This is a genomic window from Stenotrophomonas sp. YJH_SMC_8 (assembly GCF_059371315.1).
The window spans coordinates 58,395-83,570 of record NZ_JCAFUL010000010.1; the positions used below are offsets into that span (position 1 = coordinate 58,395).

Annotated in this window: 19 protein-coding genes; 5 read left to right on the forward strand and 14 right to left on the reverse strand. The window is 67.1% G+C overall.

Annotation, left to right across the window (positions count from 1 at the left end; genetic code table 11):
- Positions 1 to 79 precede the first annotated feature (79 nt).
- Positions 80 to 1,300, forward strand: a complete 1,221-nt coding sequence (locus AC5P88_RS13870; RefSeq protein ID WP_495225321.1) for an amino acid transporter — start codon at positions 80 to 82, stop codon at positions 1,298 to 1,300.
- Positions 1,301 to 1,387: 87 nt separating this feature from the next.
- Here the strand turns inward: AC5P88_RS13870 and AC5P88_RS13875 are convergent, their stop codons facing one another.
- The 3 genes from AC5P88_RS13875 to AC5P88_RS13885 form a co-directional block, all read right to left on the reverse strand.
- Positions 1,388 to 2,746 carry a TolC family outer membrane protein gene (locus AC5P88_RS13875; RefSeq protein WP_106550765.1) on the reverse strand — a complete coding sequence of 453 codons (1,359 nt, stop codon included), beginning with the start codon at positions 2,744 to 2,746 and terminating at the stop codon, positions 1,388 to 1,390.
- Between the two features lie 16 nt (positions 2,747 to 2,762).
- Positions 2,763 to 3,410 (reverse strand): protein-L-isoaspartate O-methyltransferase family protein, encoded by a 648-nt coding sequence (locus AC5P88_RS13880; RefSeq protein ID WP_005414414.1) that lies wholly within the window; start codon positions 3,408 to 3,410, stop codon positions 2,763 to 2,765.
- A 136-nt stretch (positions 3,411 to 3,546) separates the two neighbouring features.
- Positions 3,547 to 4,227, reverse strand: coding sequence for a TetR/AcrR family transcriptional regulator (locus tag AC5P88_RS13885; RefSeq protein ID WP_106550764.1), 681 nt, complete (start codon positions 4,225 to 4,227; stop codon positions 3,547 to 3,549).
- 117 nt (positions 4,228 to 4,344) lie between these two features.
- Between AC5P88_RS13885 and AC5P88_RS13890 the strand changes: the two genes are divergently transcribed.
- Complete coding sequence (locus tag AC5P88_RS13890) at positions 4,345 to 5,475, forward strand: efflux RND transporter periplasmic adaptor subunit (RefSeq protein WP_495225322.1); 1,131 nt, start codon at positions 4,345 to 4,347, stop codon at positions 5,473 to 5,475.
- A 4-nt stretch (positions 5,476 to 5,479) separates the two neighbouring features.
- Positions 5,480 to 8,641, forward strand: coding sequence for an efflux RND transporter permease subunit (locus tag AC5P88_RS13895; RefSeq protein ID WP_106550762.1), 3,162 nt, complete (start codon positions 5,480 to 5,482; stop codon positions 8,639 to 8,641).
- Between the two features lie 127 nt (positions 8,642 to 8,768).
- On the opposite strand, the gene AC5P88_RS13900 is transcribed toward AC5P88_RS13895, so the two are convergent.
- Positions 8,769 to 9,674 carry a LysR family transcriptional regulator gene (locus AC5P88_RS13900; protein WP_495225323.1) on the reverse strand — a complete coding sequence of 302 codons (906 nt, stop codon included), beginning with the start codon at positions 9,672 to 9,674 and terminating at the stop codon, positions 8,769 to 8,771.
- 117 nt (positions 9,675 to 9,791) lie between these two features.
- Here AC5P88_RS13900 and AC5P88_RS13905 point away from each other — a divergent pair, with 117 nt between their 5' ends.
- On the forward strand, positions 9,792 to 10,565 hold the full coding sequence (locus AC5P88_RS13905) for an SDR family oxidoreductase (RefSeq protein WP_106550760.1): 774 nt from the start codon (positions 9,792 to 9,794) through the stop codon (positions 10,563 to 10,565).
- Between the two features lie 108 nt (positions 10,566 to 10,673).
- Here AC5P88_RS13905 and leuB read toward each other — a convergent pair whose 3' ends face one another.
- From leuB to ilvC, 9 genes are all read right to left on the reverse strand, one after another.
- Positions 10,674 to 11,735, reverse strand: coding sequence for a 3-isopropylmalate dehydrogenase (leuB, locus tag AC5P88_RS13910; protein WP_495225324.1), 1,062 nt, complete (start codon positions 11,733 to 11,735; stop codon positions 10,674 to 10,676).
- Positions 11,725 to 12,303, reverse strand: a complete 579-nt coding sequence (gene leuD / locus AC5P88_RS13915; RefSeq protein ID WP_006390726.1) for a 3-isopropylmalate dehydratase small subunit — start codon at positions 12,301 to 12,303, stop codon at positions 11,725 to 11,727. Before leuD ends, leuB begins: the two co-directional genes overlap by 11 nt.
- Positions 12,303 to 13,721: a 3-isopropylmalate dehydratase large subunit gene (gene leuC / locus AC5P88_RS13920; protein ID WP_295549921.1), complete on the reverse strand. Its 1,419-nt coding sequence runs from the start codon at positions 13,719 to 13,721 to the stop codon at positions 12,303 to 12,305. The genes leuD and leuC overlap by 1 nt, the downstream gene beginning before the upstream one ends.
- A 59-nt stretch (positions 13,722 to 13,780) precedes the next feature.
- Positions 13,781 to 14,560 carry a class I SAM-dependent methyltransferase gene (locus tag AC5P88_RS13925; protein ID WP_495225325.1) on the reverse strand — a complete coding sequence of 260 codons (780 nt, stop codon included), beginning with the start codon at positions 14,558 to 14,560 and terminating at the stop codon, positions 13,781 to 13,783.
- Between the two features lie 10 nt (positions 14,561 to 14,570).
- Positions 14,571 to 16,157 carry a 2-isopropylmalate synthase gene (locus AC5P88_RS13930; RefSeq protein WP_197633314.1) on the reverse strand — a complete coding sequence of 529 codons (1,587 nt, stop codon included), beginning with the start codon at positions 16,155 to 16,157 and terminating at the stop codon, positions 14,571 to 14,573.
- On the reverse strand, positions 16,154 to 17,245 hold the full coding sequence (locus AC5P88_RS13935; RefSeq protein ID WP_164137857.1) for a threonine dehydratase: 1,092 nt from the start codon (positions 17,243 to 17,245) through the stop codon (positions 16,154 to 16,156). The genes AC5P88_RS13930 and AC5P88_RS13935 overlap by 4 nt, the downstream gene beginning before the upstream one ends.
- Positions 17,246 to 17,341: 96 nt before the next feature.
- The gene (locus AC5P88_RS13940; RefSeq protein ID WP_005410947.1) at positions 17,342 to 17,593 is read right to left on the reverse strand and encodes an ACT domain-containing protein; all 252 of its coding nucleotides are present in this window, start codon (positions 17,591 to 17,593) and stop codon (positions 17,342 to 17,344) included.
- Positions 17,577 to 19,313, reverse strand: a complete 1,737-nt coding sequence (gene ilvG, locus AC5P88_RS13945) for an acetolactate synthase 2 catalytic subunit (protein WP_111111485.1) — start codon at positions 19,311 to 19,313, stop codon at positions 17,577 to 17,579. Before ilvG ends, AC5P88_RS13940 begins: the two co-directional genes overlap by 17 nt.
- Positions 19,314 to 19,350: 37 nt before the next feature.
- Entirely contained in the window at positions 19,351 to 20,325 is a 975-nt protein-coding gene (gene ilvC, locus AC5P88_RS13950; RefSeq protein WP_049435305.1) for a ketol-acid reductoisomerase, read from the reverse strand.
- A 727-nt stretch (positions 20,326 to 21,052) separates the two neighbouring features.
- Here ilvC and ggt point away from each other — a divergent pair.
- Positions 21,053 to 22,771 (forward strand): gamma-glutamyltransferase, encoded by a 1,719-nt coding sequence (ggt, locus tag AC5P88_RS13955; protein WP_495225326.1) that lies wholly within the window; start codon positions 21,053 to 21,055, stop codon positions 22,769 to 22,771.
- 642 nt (positions 22,772 to 23,413) lie between these two features.
- Here ggt and AC5P88_RS13960 read toward each other — a convergent pair.
- Entirely contained in the window at positions 23,414 to 24,991 is a 1,578-nt protein-coding gene (locus AC5P88_RS13960; RefSeq protein WP_495225327.1) for a BCCT family transporter, read from the reverse strand.
- Positions 24,992 to 25,176 lie beyond the last annotated feature (185 nt).

The window sequence follows — 25,176 nt, forward strand, 5'->3', positions numbered from 1 at the left end:
CGTATTCCGATACCGCCTCCCGGCACAGGCTGTCAGTCTGCTGTCGACCGCGCTTGGGCGGATATCAAGGGAACTTGCGATGGACAGCGACAGCAGCCCCGACGGCATTGATGAGCCCGGGTACGGCGATCGCCTTGTAGTGGTGGCACTGACCTTGCTGCTGGGAGGCAGCGTGGTCGCGCTGGTCGGCCAGCACACCGCAGCCCAGACCGGCCCGGCCATCGTCCTGAGCCTGCTGCTGGCCGCGCTGGGCACGGGTCCGCTGCTGTACTGCCTGCACGTCCTGAACCAGCAATGGCCCGCTGCCGACGGCCTGAACGGCGTGTTGCGGGACCGCTTGGGAAGCGTGCCGGCCGTTCTGCTCGGTGGCGCGCTGCTGCTGGAACTGGTGGTGACTGCCGCTGGCGTGGCGCAGTCCATCGCCAGCCATCTGCATGCGCTGCTGGCTGGTTGTGGAATCGAGACAGGCAACGGGATGCCGGATCAACTGATGGCTGCTGCCAGCCTGCTGCTGCTTGCAGTGGTCGGATTGCTGCGGCCACACCGTGTGGTGCTGGTTGCCTGCGTGCTGCTGACGGTGAAGATCGGCGTCGGCCTGCTGTTGCTGGTGCTGGCAGCCCGCCATGTGCACTACGCGTACTGGATTCCATGGCTGCCGCCGGCAACGGCACCCTATCGCTTCGGGATCGGCGGTGTACTGGCGGCGAGCGTGCCGCTGTCCGGTGTGTTCGCCACCGTTGGCCTGGCGCTGGGATTCCCTGGCATCGGCAGGCAGGCGAAGGCACGGCCACGGCTGCTGCTGGCGTGCGTGCTGCTGGCCATGGTGCTGCTGATCGTACTGGCCGCGTTGCAGGCTGGCCTGGTCGAATTTCCTTCCTTGGCCAGCACGCGGCCTTTGTCGGTGGCCCTGCAACATCACCCGCAGCTGTACTGGATGATGCCCTTGCTGCCGTTGGCAGGGGTGGCAGGGTTGGGGGCGCTCGTTCTGGTGCTGCTGATGTTGGCTGCGCGGCTGGCGATACAGCTGTGGCCGACGGCAGGTGGCGAATCCCTGGAATTCCGGGAGAGGCTGGTGCCGGTCGCCGTCGTCCTGTCGGCGGCATTGCTGGCGTTGTGGGCGCCAATGGGCAGCCTGCCGGTATTGCCTGGCCCGGCAACCCTGTTGGTGATGGGGGCCGTGTGCCTGGCCGTGCTGCGTGGACGGGCACCGCGGTCACGCGCCCTGCCGGTGCTGGCGCCCGTCGCCATCGCACTGTGTCTGCTGGCCGCAGTCGAACGGATGCGGGTCTGGCCCGGCTGACGGTCGCTGGATGCATGCTTCCGTACGCGCGACCAACAAAAAAGCCACCCTCGCGGGTGGCTTCTTCGTGACCGGCAGGCTGACGACTCAGTGCGTGGTCGTTGCCGGGTTGCCCGCGTCCTGGGTCAGCAGGCGGTTGACGTCCTGCAACTCGGCCACGTCCAGTGCACCCAGCGACTGGCTCAGCAGCAGGCGGTTCTGCAGGAAGGTGTAACGAGCCTGGGCATAGTCCAGCTGCGCCGAGAACAGGATGCGCTGGTTCTGGATCACGTCCAGCACGGTACGGGTACCGACTTCCAGGCCGACCTGCGACGCGTCGTACGCGCTCTGCGCCGAGACCACCGCCAGGCGGCGGGCTTCCACTTCGCTGATGCCCTGCACCAGGGTCTGGTAGGCATTGCGGGTGTTGCGGTCCAGGGCACGCTTCTGCTGCTCGTAGCCGTCCTGGGCGATGTCACGCTGGGCCAGTGCCTGGCGCACGCCGGACTGGGTGGCGCCGCCGGAGAAGATCGGCACGCTCAGGGTCAGGCCGATGCTGTTGGTGCGTGCATCCGGCGACAGCGAGCCGGCACCGGTGCTGTCACCCCAGGTCGCGCTCTTGCCCCAGCTGCCGCCCAGTGACAGGGTCGGGTAGTGGCCGCCACGGGCCGCCTGCACACCGGCTTCGGCGGCACTGACCTTCAGCTCCTGCGCCTTCAGCGCCGGATTCTGGGTGGTGGCCTGGTGCACCAGCTCGTCGATGTTGCCGCGGTTGGCCGGCACTTCCGGGCGGAAGTCCGCCGGCAGGCCACGCAGGTTGACCACCGGCTGGCCGGTCAGTTCGGTCAGGGCCTGGTAGTTATCGGCCAGGGTGTTCTGCGCAACGATGGTGTTGGCACGCGCCTGGTCGTACTGGGCGCGCGCTTCGTGCACGTCGGTGATCGGCGCCAGGCCCACTTCCAGGCGCTTGTCGGCGAAGTCGAACTGCTTCTTCGCGGCCGCTTCATTGGTCTGTGCGGCGTTCAGCGATTCGATCGCCACCAGCACGTTGAAGTAGGCCGCCGAGGTACGCACGATCAGGCTGTCGTTGGCCGAATCAAGGGTGAAGTCCGCCGCCTTGCTCAGTTCACGCTGCGAACGCAGGTTGTTGATCTGGGTCCAGTTGAACAGCGTCTGGCTGCCATTGATCGTGTAGTTGCGGCGCTTGCTGGTGATCGTGCCGGAGTTGGCATCATGGTCAGCTTCGCTGCGCGAGCGGTTCAGCGTGGCAGTACCGTCGATCTGCGGCAGCAGAGCGGCGCGCGCCTGCACGGCGCCTTCCTTGTCGACCAGCCGGGTCGATTCGGCAGCGGACAGCTGCGGATCGCCGTTGCGCGCCATCTCGTAGACCTGCAGCAGGTCGGCGGCATGGGCGGACAACGGCAGCAGGGCAGTGGCCAGCGCAACAGCGAGGGATCGGCGGATCATTGCGGCTTCCTTGGACTCAGAGGTGGAACTGGGGTGCCGGGGCGGCACCGCGCAGGTAATCGATATCGGTCTCGAACAGGGACTCGGTGCTGCCGTCGGCCTTGACCAGCAGGGCCTCCATCGCCGGCGAGCGGCCGTGGATCACGAACAGGCGACCACCCGGACGCAGCCACGAGGCGAACTGTGACGGCACCACGTCGACGGCACCAGTGACACAGATCACGTCAAAGCGGCGTTCGGTCTGCCAGGACAGGGCGTCGGCCACTTCCACGCGGACGTTGGTGCCCAGGCCGGAGGCGTCCAGGCGGGCACGCGCGGCGGCGGCCAGCTCCGGGTCGATCTCCAGGCTCAGCACGTCGCGCGCGAGCGCGCCGATGCAGGCGGACAGGAAGCCGCTGCCGGTGCCGATTTCCAGCACTTCGTCACCCGGCTGCAGATCCAGTGCCTGCAGGGTACGGCCCTCGATGACCGGCTTCATCATCTTCTGGCCATGGCCGATCGGCAGTTCGACATCGGCGTAGGCCAGCGCCCGGTGTGCATCGGCGACAAAGGCCTCGCGCGGCAGGCGGGCCAGGACGTCGAGCACCTTGATGTCCAGCACGTCCCAGGGACGGATCTGCTGTTCCACCATCAGTTCGCGGGCGTGGGCGTAATCAATCGTCATGAGGTTCAAATCCAGCGCAGTGGGCCGGCCATTTTACCGGTGCCGGAGGCCGGCGGCGCGCCCAGAGCATCAGCTGCCGGGTGGCCGGGGTCGCAGTGCCGGAAGTCATCGCGACCTCCGGTTCGTTCAGTTTTGGTTATTCAGCCGTCCCGGCCCCTCGCGGCGCATAGGCGCGCAGGAAGAAGTCGATGCTGGCGGTCACATGGGCAAGAGGGTCGCACTCCACCGGTGACAGTGGCATGCCGCACATCATATGCATGTGCACTTCGCCCTTTACCAGGGTCAGGAACTGCTGGCCGGCCAGGTAGTAGTCGGGGATCGCCAGCTCACCGCGTTCGCCACGGGCGCGCAGGAAGTCGGCCAGGGCCTCGCAGGTGCGTTCCGGACCGGCCTGCCAGAACAGCTCACGCAGGCGTTCGTCGGTCTCCGGCGCCATCATCATGCGCTGGATCGAGATCGCCGCATCGGAGGTGATCAGCTCGAAGAAGGCCAGGCCGATGCCGATCAGCTGGTCGCGCAGCGGGCCGTCCGCGTCGGCCACGAACAGGGCATCGGGCAGCATTTCAATGCACTTGGACTGCACGGCCTCGGAAAACAGGGTTTCCTTGTCGCCGAAGTGGCTGTACACGGTCAGCTTCGAGACGCCGGCCTGGGCGGCAATGGCGTCCATGCTCACGCCGGTATAGCCCTGTTCGATGAACAGTACCTTGGCTGCTTCAAGGATCGCCGCGCGCTTGCCCAGATCCTTGGGGCGCCCGGGTCCGGCGGCCTTGGCAGCAGGCTTGGCCGACGGCTTGCGGGAAGTGGAAGAACTCATCGCAACAATACTAGACCAAGCGGTTCGATATTTATACTATACCGGCCGGTTTATTAAATTGGGCCGGCAGTCGCGGCTCCCCCTTGTTGCAACCCTGCGTTTTCAGGACGTTGACCGATGAAGATCGTGCGCTGGATGGGCGGTATGGTGTGGGTGGCTGCGCTGGCAGCCTGTTCGGGACAGGAACAGGCGCCGCAGGCGGCCGTGCCGGTACTGGTGGTTCACCCCGGCGAACAGGCCGGACAGGCGCCGGCGGCGTTCCCGGGCACGGTGCGTGCCCGCCAGGAAAGCCCGCTGTCGTTCCGCGTCGGCGGCAACCTGGTCAAGCGCCATGTCGATGCCGGGCAGCGGGTGAAGAAGGGCGACGTGCTGGCCGAACTGGACGTGGCCGACTTCGCGCTGCAGGCGCGTGCCTCGCAGGCCCAGCTGGCGGCGGCGGAAGCCGACCTGGTGCGTGCCCGTGACGATCTCAAGCGCTACCAGGTGCTGGCTGACCAGCAACTGGTCAGCCGCTCGCAGCTGGACCAGCAGTCCGCGGCGTTCAAGGCTGCACAGGGCCAGGCCAATGCCGCCCGCGCCAACCTCGATGTGCTGCGCAACCAGGCCGACTACGCACAGCTGCGCGCACCGGCCGATGGCGTGATCGCCAGCCGCGAAGCCGAGGCCGGGCAGGTGGTGTCCGCCGGGCAGACCATCTTCAATCTGGCCGCCGATGGTGGCCGCGAAGTGCTGATCGATCTGCCCGAAGCCACCATCCGCGACTACGCGGTCGGCCAGCCGGTCGAGGTGGAACTGTGGAACCGCCCGGGCCAGCGCCTGCCGGGCACGATCCGCGAGATCGCTGCCGCCGCCGATCCGCAGGCACGCACCTATGCCACCCGCGTCAGCCTGGCCGCCGATGCGCTGGCCGATGTCGAACTGGGCCAGAGCGCGCGCGTCTACAGCAGCGCCGGCCGCCACGGCACCCTGCAGCTGCCGCTGGGCGCGCTGCAGCGCGGTGCCAATGGTGCCGCCAGCGTGTGGGTGGTCGATCCGGCCAACAGCACGCTGAAGGCCGCGCCGGTCACCACCGGAGCCTATGGCAGCGAATCAGTGCCGGTGCTGTCCGGCGTCGGTCCCGGTGACTGGGTGGTTGCCGCAGGTGGCCATCTGCTGCGCGCCGGCCAGCCGGTGATCGCGGTCGACCGACAGAACCGCCCGGTGCTGAAGCCGGCCGCGCCGCCCGCTGCCGCCAAGGCCAAGGAGTAAGCCGGTGCGCCGCTTCAATCTTTCCGAGTGGGCGCTGGCCAATCGCCCGCTGGTGCTGTTCGCGATGCTCGCCTTCGCCCTGATCGGCGCATGGTCGTACAAGCATCTGGGCCAGTCCGAAGACCCGCCGTTCACCTTCAAGGCGATGGTGGTGCGCACGCTGTGGCCGGGCGCCACCGCCGAGCAGGTCTCGCGGCAGGTGACCGAGCCGATCGAGAAGGCGCTGATGAACACCGGCGAGTACGAGTTCATCCGCTCGTACTCGCGCCCGGGCGAATCGCAGGTGATCTTCATGGCCCGTGACAGCCTGCGTTCCAAGCAGATTCCGGATCTGTGGTACCAGGTGCGCAAGCGCGTGGGCGACATCCGGGCGACCCTGCCGCGCGAGATCGTCGGCCCGTTCTTCAACGACGAGTTCGGCGACACCTACGGCAACATCTACGCGCTGACCGGCAAAGGCTTCGACTATGCGGTGATGCGTGACTACGCCGACCGCATCCAGCTGGAACTGCAACGCGTGCCCGACGTCGGCAAGATCGACCTGGTCGGCCTGCAGGACGAGAAGGTGTGGATCGAGTTGTCCAACACCCGCCTGGCGACGCTGGGTGTATCGATGCAGCAGGTGCAGCAGGCACTGGCCGATCAGAATGCGGTGACCGGCACCAGCTTCTTCGAGACCGCCACCGATCGCGTGCAGCTGCGCGTGACCGGCCAGTTCAATGATATCGAAGCGATCCGCCAGTTCCCGATCCGCGCCGGAGAGCGCACCGTGCACCTGGGTGACATCGCCGAGGTCAAGCGCGGCTTCGCCGATCCGGCGTCGCCGAAGATGCGCTTCATGGGCGAAGAGGCAATCGGCCTGGCGGTGGCGATGAAGGATGGCGGTGACATCCTCAAGCTCGGCGCCAACCTGGATGCCGAGTTCGAGCGCCTGCAGAAGACCCTGCCGGCGGGCATGCAGCTGCGCAAGGTGTCCGATCAGCCGCAGTCGGTGGAGGAGTCGGTCGGCGAGTTCGTGCAGGTGCTGACCGAGGCGGTGGTGATCGTGCTGCTGGTCAGCTTCTTCTCGCTGGGCCTGCGCACCGGCCTGGTGGTGGGCGTGACCATCCCGCTGGTGCTGGCGATGACCTTCTTCGTCATGCACTACTTCGACATCGGCCTGCACAAGATCTCGTTGGGCGCGCTGGTGCTGGCGCTGGGCCTGCTGGTGGACGACGCGATCATCGCGGTGGAGATGATGGCCACCAAGATGGAGCAGGGCTACGACCGCCTGCGCGCGGCCAGCTTCGCCTGGGAGTCGACCGCGTTCCCGATGCTGACCGGTACCCTGATCACCGCGGCCGGCTTCCTGCCGATCGCTACGGCCGCCTCGAGCACCGGTGAGTACACCCGCTCGCTGTTCCAGGTGGTGACCATCGCGCTGGTAGTGTCGTGGATCGCGGCGGTGCTGTTCATCCCGTACCTGGGCGACAAGATGCTGCCGGACCTGTTCAACCCGCAGCCGCCGAAGCCGGGCAGCCTGTCCGCGCGCTGGCATGCCAAGCGCCAGCAGTGGGCCGACCGCTACCCGGCGCTGGCCAACCTGATCGCGCCGCCGCAGCACGGGCATGACCATGATCCGTACCAGCGCCCGTTCTATCGAAGCTTCCGTCGCTTCCTGGATACCTGCCTGCGCCGGCGCTGGTGGGTGATCGCCGCGACCATCGCGTTGTTCATCGGTTCGCTGATGCTGTTCCGCTTCGTGCCGCAGCAGTTCTTCCCGGATTCGACCCGGCCGGAGCTGATGGTGGACATCGAACTGGCCGAGGGGGCCTCGCTGCGCTCGACCCAGGCCCAGGCCGAGAAGCTGGAGAAGCTGCTGTCCAGCCGCGAGGGCATCGCCAACTATGTGTCCTACGTTGGCACCGGTTCGCCGCGCTTCTACCTGCCACTGGACCAGCAGCTGCCGGCCACCAACTTCGCCCAGTTCGTGGTGCTGGCCAAGGACATCAAGTCGCGCGAAAGCACCCGCGACTGGCTGCTGCACGAGGTGATCCCGAAGTTCCCGGATGTGCAGATGCGCGTGACCCGCCTGGAGAACGGCCCGCCGGTCGGTTATCCGGTGCAGATGCGCATTTCCGGCGAGCACATCGAGAAGGTGCAGGCGATCGCACGCCAGGTCGAGGCCAAGGTGCGTGAGAACCCGCACGTGATGAACGTCAACCTGGACTGGAGTGAGCCGAGCAAGGTGGTGCGCCTGGTGATCGACCAGGAGCGTGCCCGCGCACTGGGCGTGAGCAGTGCCCAGGTCAGCCAGTTCCTGTCCAGTTCGCTGGCCGGGCAGTCGGTGAGCGTGTACCGCGAAGGCAACCGCCAGATCGAGATGCTGCTGCGTGGCCCGGCCGATGAGCGCAACCAGCTGGAGCTGCTGTCGAGCCTGTCGATGCCGACTGCAAACGGCGGCAGCATCACGCTGTCGCAGGTGGCGACGATGGAGTACGGCTTCGAGGACGGCATCATCTGGCATCGCAACCGCCTGCCGACGGTGACCGTGCGCGCCGACATCAGCGATGGCATGCAGCCACTGGACGTGGTGCACCAGATCCTGCCGACGCTGGATGGCATCCGCGCCGAACTGCCCAGCGGCTACCTGCTGGAAACCGGCGGTACGGTGGAGGACTCGGCCCGCGGCCAGAACTCGATCAAGGCCGGCATGCCGCTGTTCCTGGTGGTGGTGGCGACGCTGCTGATGCTGCAGCTGCGCAGCTTCTCGCGCGCGGCGATGGTGCTGGTGACCGCGCCGCTGGGCATCATCGGTGCGACCCTGTTCCTGCTGCTGTTCCGTGCGCCGTTCGGCTTCGTTGCACTACTGGGCACGATCGCACTGGCCGGCATGATCATGCGCAACTCGGTGATCCTGATCGACCAGATCCAGCAGGACATCGATGCCGGGCATGACCGCTGGCATTCGATCATCGATGCTACCGTGCGCCGCTTCCGCCCGATCGTGCTGACCGCGCTTGCCGCCGTGCTGGCGATGATTCCGCTGTCGCGCAGCGCGTTCTACGGCTCGATGGCGATCTCGATCATGGGCGGCCTGATCGTGGGCACCGTGCTGACCCTGGTGTTCCTGCCGGCGCTCTACGCGGCGTGGTTCCGGGTCAAGCCGGACGAATCCGGGGCGTAACGCCCGACCGGGGTCACGACCGGGGTCAGATCCCTTTCCCGGAGGGAAAGGGATCTGACCCCATCCATGATGTGGTGGGTGCCAACCTTGGTTGGCACGGATGCATCCATCCACGCATGGCGTGGATCTACCGCAATTGCAGACCCGTTCGCAGCACTGGCAGCAGCCATTCCAGAAATACCTGCACGCGTTGCGCGCGGTGTTGCCGATGCGGCTGCAGCAGGGTCACCGGCAACGGCTGCGCCACGTACTGCGGCATCACTTCCACCAGTTCGCCTGACTGCAGTTCCGCCTGCACGTCGTAACGCGGAATCTGCAGCAACCCCAGCCCGGCCACGCAGCACGCGATCGACGCTTCTGCACTGTTCACCCGCACCCAGCCGGGCATCGGCAATGTGCGCAGCTGCGCGCCCTCCAGCCATTCCCACGGTTCCACCCGTGCCGTGGTCGGCGAGGCGTAGTTCACTGCACGGTGCTGCTGCAGGTCGGCAGGCTGCTGCGGCATGCCGTGTTCACGCAGGTACGCCGGCGCGGCGACGTTGACGAAGTCGAGCTGGCCCAGCGTGCGCGCCACCAGGCTGGAATCACCCAGTTGGCCGACCCGCAGTACCGCATCGCAACCGTCTTCGATCAGGTTCACCGCGCGGTCGGTCATGCCCAGATCCACTTCCACCTGGGGGTGCCGCGCGAAGAAATCCGGCAGGGCCGGGGCGATGATGCGGCGGCCGATGCGGCTGGGCACGTCGATCTTCAGCAGGCCCGTAGGCTGCGCGTCGTCCTGGCGGAACAGGGCTTCGACGTCTTCGACTTCGGCGATCAGGCGCAGACAGCGCGCATGGAACACGTCGCCATCGTGGGTGGTGGAGACGCGACGGGTGGAGCGCTGAAGCAGGCGGGTGCCGAGCCGCTGCTCCAGCTCCGCAATGGCTGCCGAGACGGTGGAGCGCGGCAGGCCGAGCTGGTCGGCGGCGCGCGTGAAGCTGGCGCACTCCACCACCCGGGTGAAGATGCGGAAGCGATCGATCCGGTCCATTGTTCGCTGGCTCTGGAAAGTTAAGTCAATGTGGCGGGCTTTATCCGCATTTTCTGCACGATATCGTCGTCAGGGCAGGGTTGCCACCCCGGGCAGCCCCCTCCCGAGATCGAAGCCATGACCGACCATTCCCTCAAGGGCAAGACCGTGCTGATCGCCGGTGGCGCCAAGAACCTGGGTGGGCTGATCGCCCGCGACTTCGCCGCGCAGGGTGCCAGGGCCATCGTGGTTCACTACAACAGTGCCGCCACCCACGCCGACGCCGAAGCCACCGTCGCTGCGGTGCAGGCCGCCGGCAGCAAAGCCGTTGCCCTGCAGGGCGACCTGACGTCGGCGGCAGCGATGGAGCGCTTGTTCGCAGACGCCGTGGCAGCGGTCGGTCGCCCTGACATCGCGATCAACACGGTGGGCAAGGTGCTGAAGAAGCCGCTGCTGGAGATCAGCGAAGCGGAGTACGACGAGATGAGTGCGGTCAACGCGAAGGTCGCGTTCTTCTTCCTCAAGGAAGCCGGTCGCCACGTCAACGACGGTGGCCGCATCTGCACCCTGGTGACCTCGCTGCTGGGTGCCTACACGCCGTTCTATTCCAGCTACGCCGGAACCAAGGCGCCGGTCGAGCACTTCACCCGCGCGGCGTCGAAGGAGTTCGGTGAGCGCGGCATCTCGGTGACCGCGATCGGCCCCGGTCCGATGGACACGCCGTTCTTCTACCCGGCCGAGAGTGCCGATGCGCAGGCGTATCACAAGACCGCGGCGGCGCTGTCGGCATTCACCCGCACCGGCCTGACCGACATCGCCGATATCGTGCCGTGGATCCGCTTCCTGGTGACCGATGGCTGGTGGATGACCGGGCAGACGATTCTGGTCAATGGTGGGTACACCACCAAGTAAGCAAAGCCACGCATGGCGTGGCTGCCGGCTACCTGTAGAGTCGAGCCATGCTCGACTGCTGTTGAATGAGCCGAGCATGGCTCGGCTCTACAGGTGTTTCCCGATGGGTCAGCGCAACTTTGCCAGCACCGCGTCGGTGGCGGCTGCCGTGCTCACTGCCGAGCCCTTGGCGGCCAGATCGGCAGTGAATACGCCTTCATCCAGCACTGCGTGAACCGCCGCTTCCACCGCCGCGGCTTCCGCTTCCAGGCCCAGCGAATGGCGCAGCAGCATTGCTGCGCTGAAGATCGTCGCGTACGGATTGGCGATGCCCTTGCCGGCGATGTCCGGTGCCGAACCATGGATCGGTTCGTAGATACCGACCGCACCCGGCTCGCCCAGCGAAGCCGACGGCAGCAGGCCCAGCGAACCGGCCAGCATCGAGGCTTCGTCGGTGAGGATGTCGCCGAACATGTTCTCGGTCACGATCACGTCGTACTCGCGCGGCTTGGCCAGCAGGTGCATGGCCATCGAATCGACAAGCTGGTGCTCCAGCGCAACGTCCGGGAATTCCTCGCGGCCGATGCGCGCGGCCACGTCACGCCACAGGCGCGAGGTCTCCAGCACGTTGGCCTTGTCCACTGAGGTGATCTTGCCGCGACGCTGCTGGGCCAGGCGGAAGGCGCTGCGCAGCACACGCTCGATCTCGGCCACGGTGTAGCGGCACAGATCGCTGGCGCTGTCGGCATCGCGGGTCTTGTCGCCGAAGTAGATGCCGCCGGTCAGTTCACGCACCACCACGAAGTCGACGCCCTGCAGCAGCTCGGGCTTGATCGGCGAGGCATGCAACGCGGCTTCATGGGTGCGCACCGGGCGCAGGTTGGCATACAGGCCCAGCGCCTTGCGGATTGCCAGCAGGCCCTGTTCCGGACGCACCTTGGCATTCGGGTCGGACCACTTCGGGCCACCGACCGCGCCCAGCAGCACCGCATTGGCGGCCTGGCAGGCGGCCAGGGTCGACGCCGGCAGCGGCTCGCCGTGGCGGTCGATGGCGATGCCACCGATATCGTGCTCGCTGAAGGTGAAGCTGTGGTTGAAGCGTTCGGCGACGGACTTCAGGACGGCAACCGCGGCGGCGGCCACTTCCGGGCCGATGCCATCACCGGGCAGGACAACAATTTCAGCGTGCATGCTCACTCTCGTAACGTTCGATTTCAGGGACACGGCCCAACAGATACCCCAACTGGTCGACACCTTCCAGCAGGCAGGTCTGCGAGAAGCCATCCAGCGGGAAGGAATAGACGCGGCCATCCGGAGTGCGCAGTTCGCGCGCGGCCACATCGATGGTCAGCTCATCGTCCGGGCGCTGCATCAGCGCCTGCACATCGGCCTCGTCCAGCACGATCGGCAGCAGGCCGTTCTTCAGCGAGTTGCCACGGAAGATGTCGGCGATCTCGCTGCTGACGATGGCGCGCAGGCCGAGGTCGGTCAGCGCCCACGGCGCATGCTCGCGCGAGGAACCACAGCCGAAGTTGCGACCCGCCAGCAGGATGCTGCGGCCCGCATTGTGTGGCTGGTTGAAGGCGAAGTCGGCCACCGGCGAACCGTCGGCCTGCCAGCGCCAGTCATTGAAGGCGTTGCGGCCCAGGCCGGCACGTTCGGTGGTGGACAGGAACCGCGCCGGAATGATCTGGTCGGTGTCGATGTTGGTCTGCGCCAGCACCACGCTGGACGAGGTCAGGGTACGGAAACCGGCCATTACGCCACCTCCTGTGCGAACAGTTCGCGGGTATCGGCAACGTGCCCGTTCACAGCGGCCCACGCCGCGCTCATCGGCGAGGCCAGCAGCGTACGTGAACCGGGGCCTTGGCGGCCCTCGAAATTGCGGTTGCTGGTGCTCACGGCCAGCTGGCCGGGCGCGACCAGATCGCCGTTCATGGCGATGCACATCGAGCAACCGGGCTCGCGCCATTCGGCACCCGCGGCGCGCACGATCTCGTGGATGCCTTCGGCCTCGGCCTCGCGCTTGACGATCTCCGAGCCCGGTACCACCAGCATGCGTACCCGCTCGGCGACGCGGCGGCCGCGCAGCACCTGCGCGACTTCGCGCATGTCGCTCAGGCGGCCATTGGTGCACGAACCGACGAACACCACGTCCACCGGCGTACCGGCCAGTGCCTTGCCGGCCTGGAAGTGCATGTAGTCCAGGCCCTTCTGTGCGGCCGCATCGTTGGCGGCGGGAATCGGCGCATCCACCGCGATGGCGGTACCCGGATGCGTGCCCCAGGTCAGGGTCGGGCGGATGTCGGCGGCGTCGATGCGTACTTCGCTGTCGAAGCGTGCGCCGTCATCGCTGCGCAGCTGCTGCCAGCGTGCGACGGCGGCGTCGAACTCGGCACCCTTGGGGCCACGCGGGGTATTGGCCACGAAGTCGAAGGTGACCTGGTCCGGAGCGACCATGCCGGCACGCGCGCCGGCCTCGATCGACATGTTGCACAGAGTCATGCGCTGTTCCATGTCCATCGCTTCGATGGTGCTGCCACGGAACTCGATGACGTGGCCGGTGCCACCGTTGACGCCGATCACGCCGATGATGTGCAGCACCACGTCCTTGGCGCCGACGCCCGGCGCCAGCGGGCCATCGACGGTGATGGCAAAGGTCTTCGCCTTGCGCTGCAGCAGGCACTGCGTGGCCAGCACGTGGCCGACTTCGCTGGTGCCGATGCCGAAGGCCAGCGAACCGAAGGCACCATGGGTGGAGGTGTGACTGTCGCCGCAGACGATGGTCATGCCCGGCTGGGTGAAGCCCTGTTCCGGCGCGATCACGTGGACGATGCCGCGGTTGTCCGAGGCCATGTCGAACAGCTCGATGCCGTGCTCGGCGCAGTTGCGTGCCAGCGTGGCAACCTGCGCTTCGGAGGCGGCGCTGGCATAGGGCAGCCTGCCGTCGGCACCGGCCGGCAGAGTCGGGGTGGAATGGTCCATCGTTGCCTTGGTCCGATCCGGGCGGCGCGGCTTCAGGCCGCGCTCGCGCAGTTCGGTGAAGGCCTGCGGCGAGGTGACCTCGTGGATCAGGTGCAGGTCGATGTACAGCACGGCGGGCGCGCTGTCGGATTCGGGAACCACCACGTGGGCGTCCCACAGTTTGTCGTACAGGGTGCGGGGTGCGGAAGTCATGCGTTTGCCTGGCAGGAGTACGAAGTAGCGGACATCAATGGGAAAGTAACAGGGGCAGGTCAGCGGCGTCGCGCGAGCACGCGCAGGCGCACATAGTCGGCCAGTGGCTGGCCGGCGGCATTGCGTGGCAGATCGGCCAGCAGCGCGGCGGCGGCTTCGCGCACGGTGGCGCGGGCCTCGCTGGGCAGGTCATCCAGCAGCGGCGCGGCGAACACGCGCAACCAGCCGGCGACGCCGGTCGGCAGCGCGGTCGGGCGCGGCGTGCATTCGATCAGCTGCACGTGGAAGCCATGCTGGCGCAGGCGGTCGGCGTAGGCATCGGCCGTGGGGAAGTACCACTGGAAGGCGCTGGCGCCGTGGCCGTGGGCCACGCGTGCGGCCTGTACTGCGGCGATGATCGTGGCCACGTTGCCATGGCCGCCGAACTCGGCGACGAAGCGGCCGCCAGGGCGCAGGGCGCGGCGCACACCTTCCAGCACCTGGTCGGGGTTGCCCATCCAATGCAGTGCGGCATTGCTGAACACCGCATCGAACTCGCTGTCGAACGACAGCGCGTGGCCGTCCATCACCTGCGCGTCGACACCGCGCGCACGGGCGGCGATCACCAGTTCCGGGGAGGCATCCACACCGTGGATGCGTGCGCCGCTCAGCGCCAGCTCGGTGCTGAGTACGCCATCGCCACAGCCCAGGTCGAGGATGCGCTCACCGGCGCGCGGATCGAGCAGGCGCGCCACGGCGCCGCCGAGCAGCGGCACGAAGCCGGCATCGATCGCATAGTCCTGGGCGTTCCACTGCTGGCCAGCGGTGCTGGTCGGGGTGGGGGTGTCGAAGGCGCTCATCTCGGCTTCCTCAGGCGGTGGCGGGGGTGGCAACGTCGGTGCTGCTGTGGGCGGCGGCCTGGCGTTGGCGCAGCAGGCGGTTGGCAACATCCAGCCAGGCCAGCGCGGAGGCTTCGATGATGTCCTTGCTGGTGCCGGTGCCGTCGTACTCCACGCCCTCGTGGCGCACGCTCAGGTTGGCTTCGCCACGCGCATCGGCGCCGATGCCGACGCTGTGCACGTGGTAGCTGTCCAGCATCAGCTGCACGCCGGTGGCGGCCGACAGTGCGCCGAACAGCGCATCGACCGGGCCGTCGCCCTGCGCGGTCTCGGCCACGCGGTTGCCATCCGGGTCGGACAGTTCAACCAGCGCGTTGGCACGGCTGCCGACATCGCTGATGGTCATCGACGCCAGGCGGTAGCCCTGTGCGTTGGAACCGCCCTGCATCAACGTCTGCAGGTCGGCATCGGTGACCACGCGCTGCTGTTCGCACAGGCCCTTGAACTGCTCGAACACCAGCTTCAGTTCGTCTTCGTCCAGCCAGAAGCCCAGCGCACGCAGGCGTGCTTCAACAGCGGCGCGGCCACTGTGGCGGCCCAGCACCATCTGCGAGTCCTCCCAGCCCACGTCTTCCGGACGCATGATTTCGTAGGTGCCGCGATGGCGCAGCATGCCGTGCTGGTGGATGCCCGATTCGTGGGCGAAGGCATTGGCACCGACGATGGCCTTGTTGCGCTGTACCGGCATGCCGACCAGGCGCTGCAGCAGCTGCGAGGTGCCGACGATGCGCGGGGTGTTGATCGCACTGTCCTGCTCGTAGAAGGCCTGGCGCACCTTCAGCACCATGGCGATTTCTTCCAGCGAGCAGTTGCCGGCGCGTTCACCGATGCCGTTGATGGTGCATTCGACCTGGCGCGCGCCCCCTTCGATGGCGGCCAGCGAGTTGGCCACGGCCAGGCCCAGGTCGTTGTGGCAGTGCGCGCTGAAGATCACGTTGGCGGCATTGGGCACGTCGGCGACGCCGGCGATGACCTGCTGGAACATCGCGCGGATCTCCTCCGGCGTGGTGAAGCCGACGGTGTCGGGCAGGTTGATGGTGGTGGCGCCAGCGGCGATCGCCACGCGCGAGACCTCGATCAGGTAATCCAGCTCGGTACGGGTGGCATCCTCGGCCGAGAATTCGACATCGTCGATGTAGGAACGCGCCAGCGCTACGTGCTTGCGTACCGACTCCAGTACCTGCTCGCGGGTCATGCGCAGCTTGTGCTCGCGGTGCAGCGGGCTGGTCGACAGGAACACGTGCAGGCGCGGATTGGCCGCTGCTTCCAGCGCACGTGCGGAAGTTTCGATGTCGGCCTGCAGGCAGCGTGACAGCACCGCCAGGCTCAGGCTCGGGCGGCGCAGTTCGCGGCCGATCAGTGCCATCGCCTCGCGGTCGGACTGCGAGCTGGCCGGGAAGCCGGTCTCGATGATGTCCACGCCCAGTTCGTCCAGCGCACGCGCCATCACCAGCTTCTGCGGCGGGCTCATGCTGCAGCCGGGGGACTGCTCGCCGTCACGCAGGGTGGTGTCGAAGATGCGGATGCGCGGGGTGGTAATTCGTTCGATGGTGGTCACAGGGAAATCTCCTCGACAGCGGGCGTTGCGGCTTGCAGGTGGGAAGGGGAAGAGGTGGGGGAGGGCGGCGCGCTGGCCTTGGCGGGCGAGCGGGGTGTTTCGCTGCGCCGTCGCCGCGGCTTGCGCGGCGGGCGCGGTCGGATGTCGGTAAGCAGGCCGGCCAGCACGCCGGCATCGATGTTTCCGCCGGAGACCACCGCGCACTTGCGGCGGCCCGCGACGCGGCGGCCGGCAGCCAGCGCCAGCGCACCGGCGCCCTCGGCGATGATGTGTTCTTCCAGTGCCAGCCGCACCAGGGTTTCGCGCAGTTCGGCTTCGCGCACGATCACCACATCGTCCAGCAGCGAGGTGCACAGGCGGCGGGTCAGGAAGCCGGGGATCTTCACCCGCACGCCATCGGCCAGCGAGGCGACAGGTGCGATCTCGCGGACATCGCCACGGATCGCGCGCGCCATCGAGTCAACGCCTTCCACCTGTGCACCAACCACGCGCACGCCCTGTGATTTCAGTGCCAGGGCCACGCCGGAGGCCAGTCCACCACCACCGATCGGTACGATCACCACGTCCGGTGCGTGTGCGGCCAGCTCGATGCCGACCGTGCCCTGGCCGGCGATCACGTCGGCATCATCGAACGCGGACAGGAAGCGGTAGCCGTGGCGCTGCGCCAGCTCGACCGCGAAGGCGTAGGCCTCGTCGTAGCTGTTGCCGTGCTGGCGCACGGTCGCACCCCAATGGGCGACGCCGGCGATCTTGGTGGCGGGCGCGCCATGCGGCATCACCGTGATGGCCGGTACGTCCAGGCGGTAGGCGGCCCAGGCCACGCCCTGGGCGTGGTTGCCGGCCGAGGCGCAGATCACCGGCCGGGTGTCGCCGCGCTCGCGGCCGGCCAGCAGAGCATTCAGTGCGCCGCGCACCTTGTAGGAACCGGTGCGCTGCAGGTTCTCCAGCTTCAGCCAGGTACCGAAGCGCTCGGCATGGTGCAGCGGGGTGGGCGGCAGGAAGCGGCGCAGGCGGGCCTGCGCGGCCAGGACGTCGGCGACGCTTACGTCGCCGACATCGCTTTCCTGGCTGGCATCAGCGGCCGGCATGGGCCACCAGCGGGGTGCGGTCGACCGCCGCATGCGGGCACGGGCAGCGAAGAAGACGCCTCCGTACCGGCACCGTGGTCGCTACGGTACGGGTGTTCATGGCGATACTCCTTCCACGGCGGTGACCTGCACGGACACGCAGTCGTAGATCTTCTCGATCTGCCGGCACAGCGTTTCCGCCGGGCGCTGGCCATCGACGACCAGCTGCAGGTGCCAGCGGCCGTCATCGGCGGCCACCGGCGCACCGCTGATCGCGCGCGGCGCGAAGCCGCGACGCTCGGCCATGCCGATCACGCGCAGCAGCGCGCCTTCGGCCGGGTGCAGCACCAGGTCAAGCCGGTATTGCATTGGGGGTCTCCTGGCGGGCGTGGGCAGGGTTGCTTTCCAGCATGGTGCTGTTGGCGGTGTTCGGTGGCACCAGCGGCCACACGTTGGCGCGTGCATCGATGGCCACGTGCAGCAGCGCCGGGCCCGGCTCGGCCAGCAGCGCGGCCAGGCCGCCCTCGACGTCGTCGCGCGCGTCGATGCGGGTGGCGGCAATGCCGAACACCTGCGCCAATGCCACGAAGTCCGGGTTGTCGGACAGATCGATCTCGCTGTAACGCTCGGCGAAGAACAGCTCCTGCCACTGCCGCACCATGCCCAGCGAACTGTTGTCCAGCAGCACGATCTTCACCGGCAGGCGGCAGCGCGCGATGGTGGCCAGTTCCTGCACGTTCATCATGAAGCTGCCATCACCGGAGACCAGCACCACGGTGCGGTCCGGGCAGGCGAACTGCGCGCCCATCGCGGCCGGCAGGCCGAAGCCCATGGTGCCCAGCGCGCCACTGGTCAGGTGGTTGCGCGGGTGGTTGAAGCGGCAGTGCTGCGCCACCCACATCTGGTGCTGGCCAACGTCGCAGGCGATCACCGCATCGGCCGGGGCCAGTTCGCTCAGGCGCTTCAGCATGGCCGGCGCGTAGATGTGCTGGCCTGGCGCATCGTAGCGCGCAGCGAAACGATCGCGATGCTGTGCACAGCGCCTGCGCCATGCGTCCTGGTGGGCCTTGGGGGAGGGGAAGGCCGCACGCAGGGCGCGGATCGCATGGCCGACATTGCCGGGCACGGCAACATCGGCACTACGCAGCTTGGAGATCTCGTAGGCGTCAGCGTCGATATGGACTACGCGGGCGAACGGCGCGAACTCGGCCAGCTTGCCGGTGGCGCGGTCATCGAAGCGGGCACCCAGCACCAGCAGCAGGTCGCTTTCCTGCACCGCCATGTTGGCCGCGCGGGTGCCATGCATGCCCAGCATGCCCAGCGATTGCGGGTGGTTGGCCGGCAGTGCACCCAGTCCGCGCAGGGTCATCACGGTGGGAATCGCGCTGGCTTCAACGAAGTCGCGCAGGTCCTGCACGGCATCACCCAGCGCGATGCCACCACCGGCGTAGACCACCGGCTTCTCGGCTGCCGCCAGCGCGGCAATGGCCTCGGCGATGGCCGCGTCGGCCGGTGCCGGTGGTGGTTCGACGCTGCTCGGCACGTGCACCGGCAGATGGCTGGCATCGGCCAGCTGCACGTCCTTGGGCAGGTCGATCAGCACCGGGCCGGGGCGGCCCTCGCGGGCGATGCGGAAGGCGTCGGCCACCACGCGCGGCAGGTCATCGACGCTGCGCACCAGCCAGCTGTGCTTGACGATCGGCATCGTCAGGCCGAACACATCCAGTTCCTGGAAGGCATCGGTGCCCAGCAGCGGCGTGCCGACCTGGCCGGTGATGCAGACCATCGGCACCGAATCCAGCATCGCGTCGGCGATGCCGGTGACCAGGTTCGACGCGCCCGGGCCGGAGGTGGCCACGCAGACGCCGACCTGGCCGCTGGCGCGGGCGAAGCCATTGGCCGCCAACGCCGCACCCTGCTCATGGCGTACCAGGATGTGCTTCAGCGACGAATCCACCAGCGCGTCGTAGAACGGCATGATGGTGCCGCCGGGATAGCCGAACAGCGTGCGGACGCCCTCGGCCTCCAGCGCCTGGGTCAGCCAGCGCGCGCCGTTGGGCGGCGTGCTGCGGTGTGTGGGAGAGTTCATGGGGGAACCTTGCAGAGCGGGTGGGGGTGCCGCGTTGTTACGCGGCTTGACCTTGCAACCAGACCATCTTGGCGCGCAGTTCCTTGCCTACCTTCTCGATCGGGTGTTCCAGGTCGGCCTGCTTGAACTTGTTGTAGTTCGGCAGGCCCGCTTCGTACTCGGCCACCCAGTTCTTGGTGAAGGTGCCGTCCTGGATGTCCTTCAGTACTTCCTTCATGCGTGCCTTGGTGCCGGCATCGATCACGCGCGGGCCGCTGACGTAGTCGCCGTACTGCGCGGTCTCGGAGATGAATTCCAGCATGCGCGAGATGCCGCCTTCGTAGAACAGGTCCACGATCAGCTTCAGCTCGTGCAGCACTTCGTAGTAGGCGATTTCCGGCTGATAACCGGCTTCGACCAGGGTCTCGAAACCGGCCTGCACCAGCGCCGAGGCACCGCCGCACAGCACCGCCTGCTCACCGAACAGATCGGTCTCGGTTTCTTCCTTGAACGTGGTCTGGATCAGGTTGGCGCGGGCGCCGCCGAGGCCACCGGCATAGGCCAGCGCGTAGTCGGCGGCCTTGCCGCTCTTGTCCTGGTAGACCGCCCAGATGCACGGCACGCCGCGGCCGATTTCATACTCGCGGCGCACCAGCGCGCCCGGGCCCTTCGGTGCGACCAGCACCACGTCGAGGTCGTCACGCGGCTTGATCATGTCGAAGTGCACGTTCAGGCCGTGCGCGAACAACAGCACCGCACCCTGCTTCATGTTCGGCGCCAGCACGTCGTCGTACAGCTTCTTCTGCACCATGTCCGGGGTCAGCACGGCAACCAGGTCGGCGTCCTTCACTGCATCGGCCGGGGCCTTGACGGTGAAGCCATCGGCCTGCGCCTTGACCTCGGTCGGGCCGCCCGGGCGCAGGCCTACCACCACGTCGAAGCCGGATTCGCGCAGGTTCAGTGCGTGGGCGCGGCCCTGGCTGCCGTAGCCGATGACGGCGATCTTGGTCTGGGGCAGGTCGTTGGTGCTCATGGGGGAGGTTCCTTGCGGTGGGAAGAAAAAAGAACGGCCGGTCGTCGAGGTGACGTGCCGGCCGGTCAGGGGAAAGCGGTGGGGGAGGCGCCATGCATCGCACGCGAACACCCGCCACGAGGCGTCGTGGTGGTGTGGGTCCGGGTTTTGAAGTTGGCGGTATGCATGGTGGTTGCGTCTGAAACCAGGTCCTGAAATGAAAAAACCCGCACCGGGGCGGGTGCGGGTTTTGATGAGTTCCGGTGTGTTTGTTGCTTACACGCTGGCTCGTCCCGCACCTGTTGGTTGGGTAATAAGTACGAGCACAAGAATCGAACGCAGCGAGGCGGCGCCGGTGTCGGCGGCTTCAATGTGGGTTCGCGGTGGCGTGTTGTGATGCAACATGTGGTCGAGAAAAACACAGCCGTTTCGGCGGTGTCAACCCTGGCGACGGATTTTTTATCGGTTTCCGCTGCATCCAGCGCAATCGCTTGCGGCACAAGGATGGTTGCCGCTGAAAGTGTTTTGGTGAACCGGAATTCAGTCTTTTCAGCGCGTTTTCTGCGCGGGAATGAGGGCGTCTCTACCGGTTCGGTCGCCGGGCATGGCCCGGCGCTGCCAGGGCCCGTGCGGGTAGCGCCGGGCCATGCCTGGCGGATTGCCCGCCTGGCCCATGACCTCTGCCCGATACCGCGTGAAGGCCACAGCGGCGAAGATCGGGGAACCACCCTTCCATCGGAACCCGACCGTGTCCCGACGCCTTGCCCGTTCCCTGCTCGCCGCCGCCGTGCTCGCCGCCGTGCCTGCACTGTCTTTCGCCGCCGACCGCATCACCGGCCAGACTTTCGCCACCCGCTCGGAGGTGATCGCCCCGCACGCGATGGCCGCGACCTCGCAGCCGCTGGCCACCCAGATCGCGCTGGACGTGATGAAGGGCGGCGGTTCGGCAGTGGACGCGGCGATTGCCGCCAACGCCGCGCTCGGCCTGATGGAACCCACCGGCAACGGCATCGGCGGCGACCTGTTCGCCATCGTCTGGGACCCGAAGACGCAGAAGCTCTATGGCTACAACGGCTCGGGCCGCTCGCCGAAATCGCTCACCCTGGCTGAGTTCCAGCGCCGCGGCCTGAAGGACATCCCGGCCACCGGCCCGCTGCCGGTGTCGGTGCCCGGCGCGGTCGATGGCTGGTTCGCCCTGCACGACCGCTTCGGCCGCAAGCCGATGGCCGACAACCTCGCGCCGGCCATTCGCTATGCCCGCGAAGGGCACCCGGTGGCCGAAGTGATCGCCTACTACTGGGACCGCTCGGTGCCGAAGCTGTCGCAGTACCCGGGCTTCAAGGAGCAGTTCACGATCAACGGCCATGCCCCGCGCAAGGGCGAGATGTGGAAGAACCCGAACCTGGCCAGCACCCTGCAGAAGATCGCTGACGGTGGTCGTGATGCGTTCTACAAGGGCGAGATCGCCCACACCATCGGCGATTACTTCAAGGCCAACGGCGGCTACCTGAGCTACCAGGACCTGGCCGACCACCACGGCGAATGGGTTGAGCCGGTCAGCAGCAACTACCGCGGCTACGACGTGTGGGAGCTGCCGCCGAACAGCCAGGGCATCGCCGCGCTGCAGATCCTCAACGTGCTGGAAGGCTACGATTTCTCGAAGATTCCGTTTGGTTCACCGGAGCATGTGCACCTGTTCGTGGAAGCGAAGAAGCTGGCGTTCGCCGACCGCGCGCGCTTCTACGCCGACATGGCGTTCCAGCCGGCGCCGGTGCAGAAGCTGATCTCCAAGGAGTACGCGGCGCAGCGCCGCGCGCTGATCTCGATGGACAAGGCCTTGAAGGAAGTGCAGCCGGGCACGCCGAAACAGCTGGAAGAGGGCGACACCATCTACATGACCGTGGCCGACGCCGACGGCATGATGGTGTCGCTGATCCAGTCCAACTACCGTGGCATGGGCAGTGGCATGGCACCTCCAGGACTGGGTTTCATCCTGCAGGACCGCGGCGAGATGTTCGTGCTGCAGAAGAATCATCCCAATGGCTATGCGCCGGGCAAGCGTCCGTTCCAGACCATCATCCCGGCGTTCATCACCAAGGGCGGCAAGCCGTACGCCAGCTTCGGCGTGATGGGCGGTGCGATGCAGCCGCAGGGTCATGCGCAGATCGTGATGAACCTGGTGGACTTCGGGATGAACCTGCAGGAAGCCGGTGACGCACCGCGCATCCAGCACGAAGGTTCCACCGAACCGACCGGGCAGGCGACGGCGATGACCGACGGTGGCGAAGTGAATCTGGAAACCGGCTTCCCGTACGAGACGGTGCGCGCGCTGATGCGCAAGGGGCATCGCATCGTGTTCGCCGACGGCCCGTATGGTGGGTACCAGGCGATCATGCGCGATCCGGAGACGGGCGTGTATTACGGCGCGTCGGAGAGCCGCAAGGATGGGCAGGCGGCGGGGTACTGAGTTTCCCGGCCACCGGGCTGAGCCCCCTCTGCGGTGGATTCCGGGAAGCGGGATCATGTGATTGGGCCGGGCGGGTGGGCTGGTCGGGGGACGCCGTGAATCCGTCCCTGGAGGCTTGGCAGCCGCTTGCTCGTGTGCGCTGTCCTGCGCACACGGCAAGACCGGGGTTGGGCGTCCTGCCCAACCCGCCCGAGGCATGCCTCGGGCCCATGCGGCTGACACCCCCGCCCAGCCCACCCGCCCGGCCCCTGACAGTTTCCTGGGGCCGCCACCGCAGGAACAGAAAGAAGAAGATCAAAAGCAACAGCAACAGCAACAGCAACAGCCGCGCGCTGTGGGTTGGGGTCGGATCCGGTTTCCGAAGGAAAACGGATCCGACCCCATCTTGTTTTCCGATACACCTCATCCACGCATGGCGTGGATCTACCACCGTCACCGGAAATCTGTCGGGGGTGGGGCGGTGTGGGTGGGCAGGACCGTTGGCGCCATGGATGGCGCCATCGAGCCCCCATGGACGGGTTTACGGCGTGTCCTGCCCACCCACACCGCCCCGCCCAGCCAGCAGAAACCCAGAGCCGCTTTTGCTGTTGCCGTTGCTGTTGCTTGAAAAAGGCGGTGCAGCCGCAGGCTGCAAAACAACCCTCAATCCCGATCCTGCGCGCGCGCCGCCTCCGCCTGGGTCTCTTCCTGCGCCGCCATCTCGCGCGCGATCCACGCATCGATCATGTGCCGCTGGCGCTGCGCCTGCCGCCGCTCGCGCGTATATTCCTGGTCCAGCACCCGGTACAGCGACACCATCACCAGCACCATCAGCAACGCGAACGGCAATGCCGTGATCGTGATCATCCCCTGTAGCGCATCCAGCCCGCCGGCCAGCAGCAATGCGCCGGCGATCAGCGCCACACCCACGCCCCAGGCCAGCTTGCGCCTGGGCGGCGGATCACCCGCCTCATCGGTGGACATGCTGGCCAACACCAGCACCGCCGAATCGGCCGAGGTCACGAAGAAGATCATCAGCAGCACCAGTGCGATGGACGACAGCAGCAACGGCAGCGGCATGCTGTCGAACAGGGTGAACAACACCGTCTCGTAGCCGTTGCCCAGCGCCTGCACCAGATCGGCGTGGCCGAAGATCTGCATCCAGATGGCAGTACCACCGAACACCGAGAACCAGAAGAATCCCAGCAGGGTCGGCGCCAGCACCACACCGATGACGAACTCGCGCACGCTGCGCCCGCGCGAGATGCGCGCGATGAACGAACCGACAAACGGGGCCCAGGAAATCCACCACGCCCAGTAGAAGATCGTCCAGTCGGCCACCCAGGTGCTGGACGAGAACGGCGACATGCGCAGGCTCATCGTCACCAGCTGGTTGAGGTAGGAGCCGAGCGTGGTGGTGAAGGTGTTGAAGATCGCGCCGGTCGGTCCGAGCACCAGTACCAGCAGCAACAGCACGGCGGCCAATGCCAGGTTGAAGTTGGACAGCCATTTGACGCCGCGGTCGACGCCGCTGAGCGTGGACGCCATGTACAGCACGAACGCCACCGCGATGATCACCAGCTGCAGCGGCGGCCCTGTATGCACGCCGAACACGCGCTCCATGCCGGCAGCAATCTGGATGGTGCCGAAGCCGAGCGTGGTGGCGACACCGATCGCCGTAGCGACCACGGCGGCGATGTTGACCACCCGACCGATCCAGCCGCGATGGTGGCGGCCGATGATCGGCTGCAGCATGTCACTGACCAGGCCGCGGCCATTGCGGTTGAACTGGAACCAGGCCATCGCCAGGCCGATCAGCGCATAGATCGCCCACGGGTGCAGGCCCCAGTGGAAGAACGCGTAGCGCATCGAGGCGCGCGCGGCATCCATGCTTTGCGGCGCCAGTCCTTCCGGTGGCTTGCTGAAATGCGAGATCGGTTCGGCCGCACCCCAGAACACCAGGCCGATGCCCATGCCGGCAGCAAACAGCATCGACATCCAGCTGGCGCGCGAGAATTCGGGTTCGGCGTCCTCGCCGCCGATGCGCAGGTTGCCGAAGCGGCCGAACGCCAGGTACATCAGGAATACCAGCGCCAGGAACACCACCAGCAGGTACAGCCAGCCGACACTGCGGATGACCTCCGCCAGCATGGACTGCACAACGGTATTGAAGGGGCCGGGGGCGATGCCGGCCAGCAGCACCAGCAGCAGAACCAGTGCGATGGAAACGCGAAACACCATGAAGGAGCTTCTCCGATCAAGGGGATTGAGGGGAGCGAGCAGAGCTTGCAGCGAAGGGCCGGCGGCATGCAGCGCGAACCGGGCAGGGGCCGCAGAGGCGGCGAGGGACGCATCGATCTCAGCGACGCGCTGGGCGTGCACGTTACTGAACGCGACGTCACGGTTCTGTTAACGAATGACGATCC

Bases quoted from the DNA above. Each gene is read 5' to 3' on its own strand.
- AC5P88_RS13935 (WP_164137857.1), bottom strand. From the start codon at position 17,245: ATGCCGGCCGCTGATGCCAGCCAGGAAAGCGATGTCGGCGACGTAAGC.
- AC5P88_RS13925 (WP_495225325.1), bottom strand. From the start codon at position 14,560: ATGAGCGCCTTCGACACCCCCACCCCGACCAGCACCGCTGGCCAGCAG.
- AC5P88_RS13940 (WP_005410947.1), bottom strand. From the start codon at position 17,593: ATGCAATACCGGCTTGACCTGGTGCTGCACCCGGCCGAAGGCGCGCTG.
- AC5P88_RS13900 (WP_495225323.1), bottom strand. From the start codon at position 9,674: ATGGACCGGATCGATCGCTTCCGCATCTTCACCCGGGTGGTGGAGTGC.
- leuD (WP_006390726.1), bottom strand. From the start codon at position 12,303: ATGGCCGGTTTCCGTACCCTGACCTCGTCCAGCGTGGTGCTGGCGCAG.
- AC5P88_RS13905 (WP_106550760.1), top strand. From the start codon at position 9,792: ATGACCGACCATTCCCTCAAGGGCAAGACCGTGCTGATCGCCGGTGGC.
- ilvG (WP_111111485.1), bottom strand. From the start codon at position 19,313: ATGAACTCTCCCACACACCGCAGCACGCCGCCCAACGGCGCGCGCTGG.
- leuB (WP_495225324.1), bottom strand. From the start codon at position 11,735: ATGCACGCTGAAATTGTTGTCCTGCCCGGTGATGGCATCGGCCCGGAA.
- AC5P88_RS13875 (WP_106550765.1), bottom strand. From the start codon at position 2,746: ATGATCCGCCGATCCCTCGCTGTTGCGCTGGCCACTGCCCTGCTGCCG.
- AC5P88_RS13960 (WP_495225327.1), bottom strand. From the start codon at position 24,991: ATGGTGTTTCGCGTTTCCATCGCACTGGTTCTGCTGCTGGTGCTGCTG.
- AC5P88_RS13870 (WP_495225321.1), top strand. From the start codon at position 80: ATGGACAGCGACAGCAGCCCCGACGGCATTGATGAGCCCGGGTACGGC.
- AC5P88_RS13890 (WP_495225322.1), top strand. From the start codon at position 4,345: ATGAAGATCGTGCGCTGGATGGGCGGTATGGTGTGGGTGGCTGCGCTG.
- leuC (WP_295549921.1), bottom strand. From the start codon at position 13,721: ATGACTTCCGCACCCCGCACCCTGTACGACAAACTGTGGGACGCCCAC.
- AC5P88_RS13885 (WP_106550764.1), bottom strand. From the start codon at position 4,227: ATGAGTTCTTCCACTTCCCGCAAGCCGTCGGCCAAGCCTGCTGCCAAG.
- AC5P88_RS13880 (WP_005414414.1), bottom strand. From the start codon at position 3,410: ATGACGATTGATTACGCCCACGCCCGCGAACTGATGGTGGAACAGCAG.
- ilvC (WP_049435305.1), bottom strand. From the start codon at position 20,325: ATGAGCACCAACGACCTGCCCCAGACCAAGATCGCCGTCATCGGCTAC.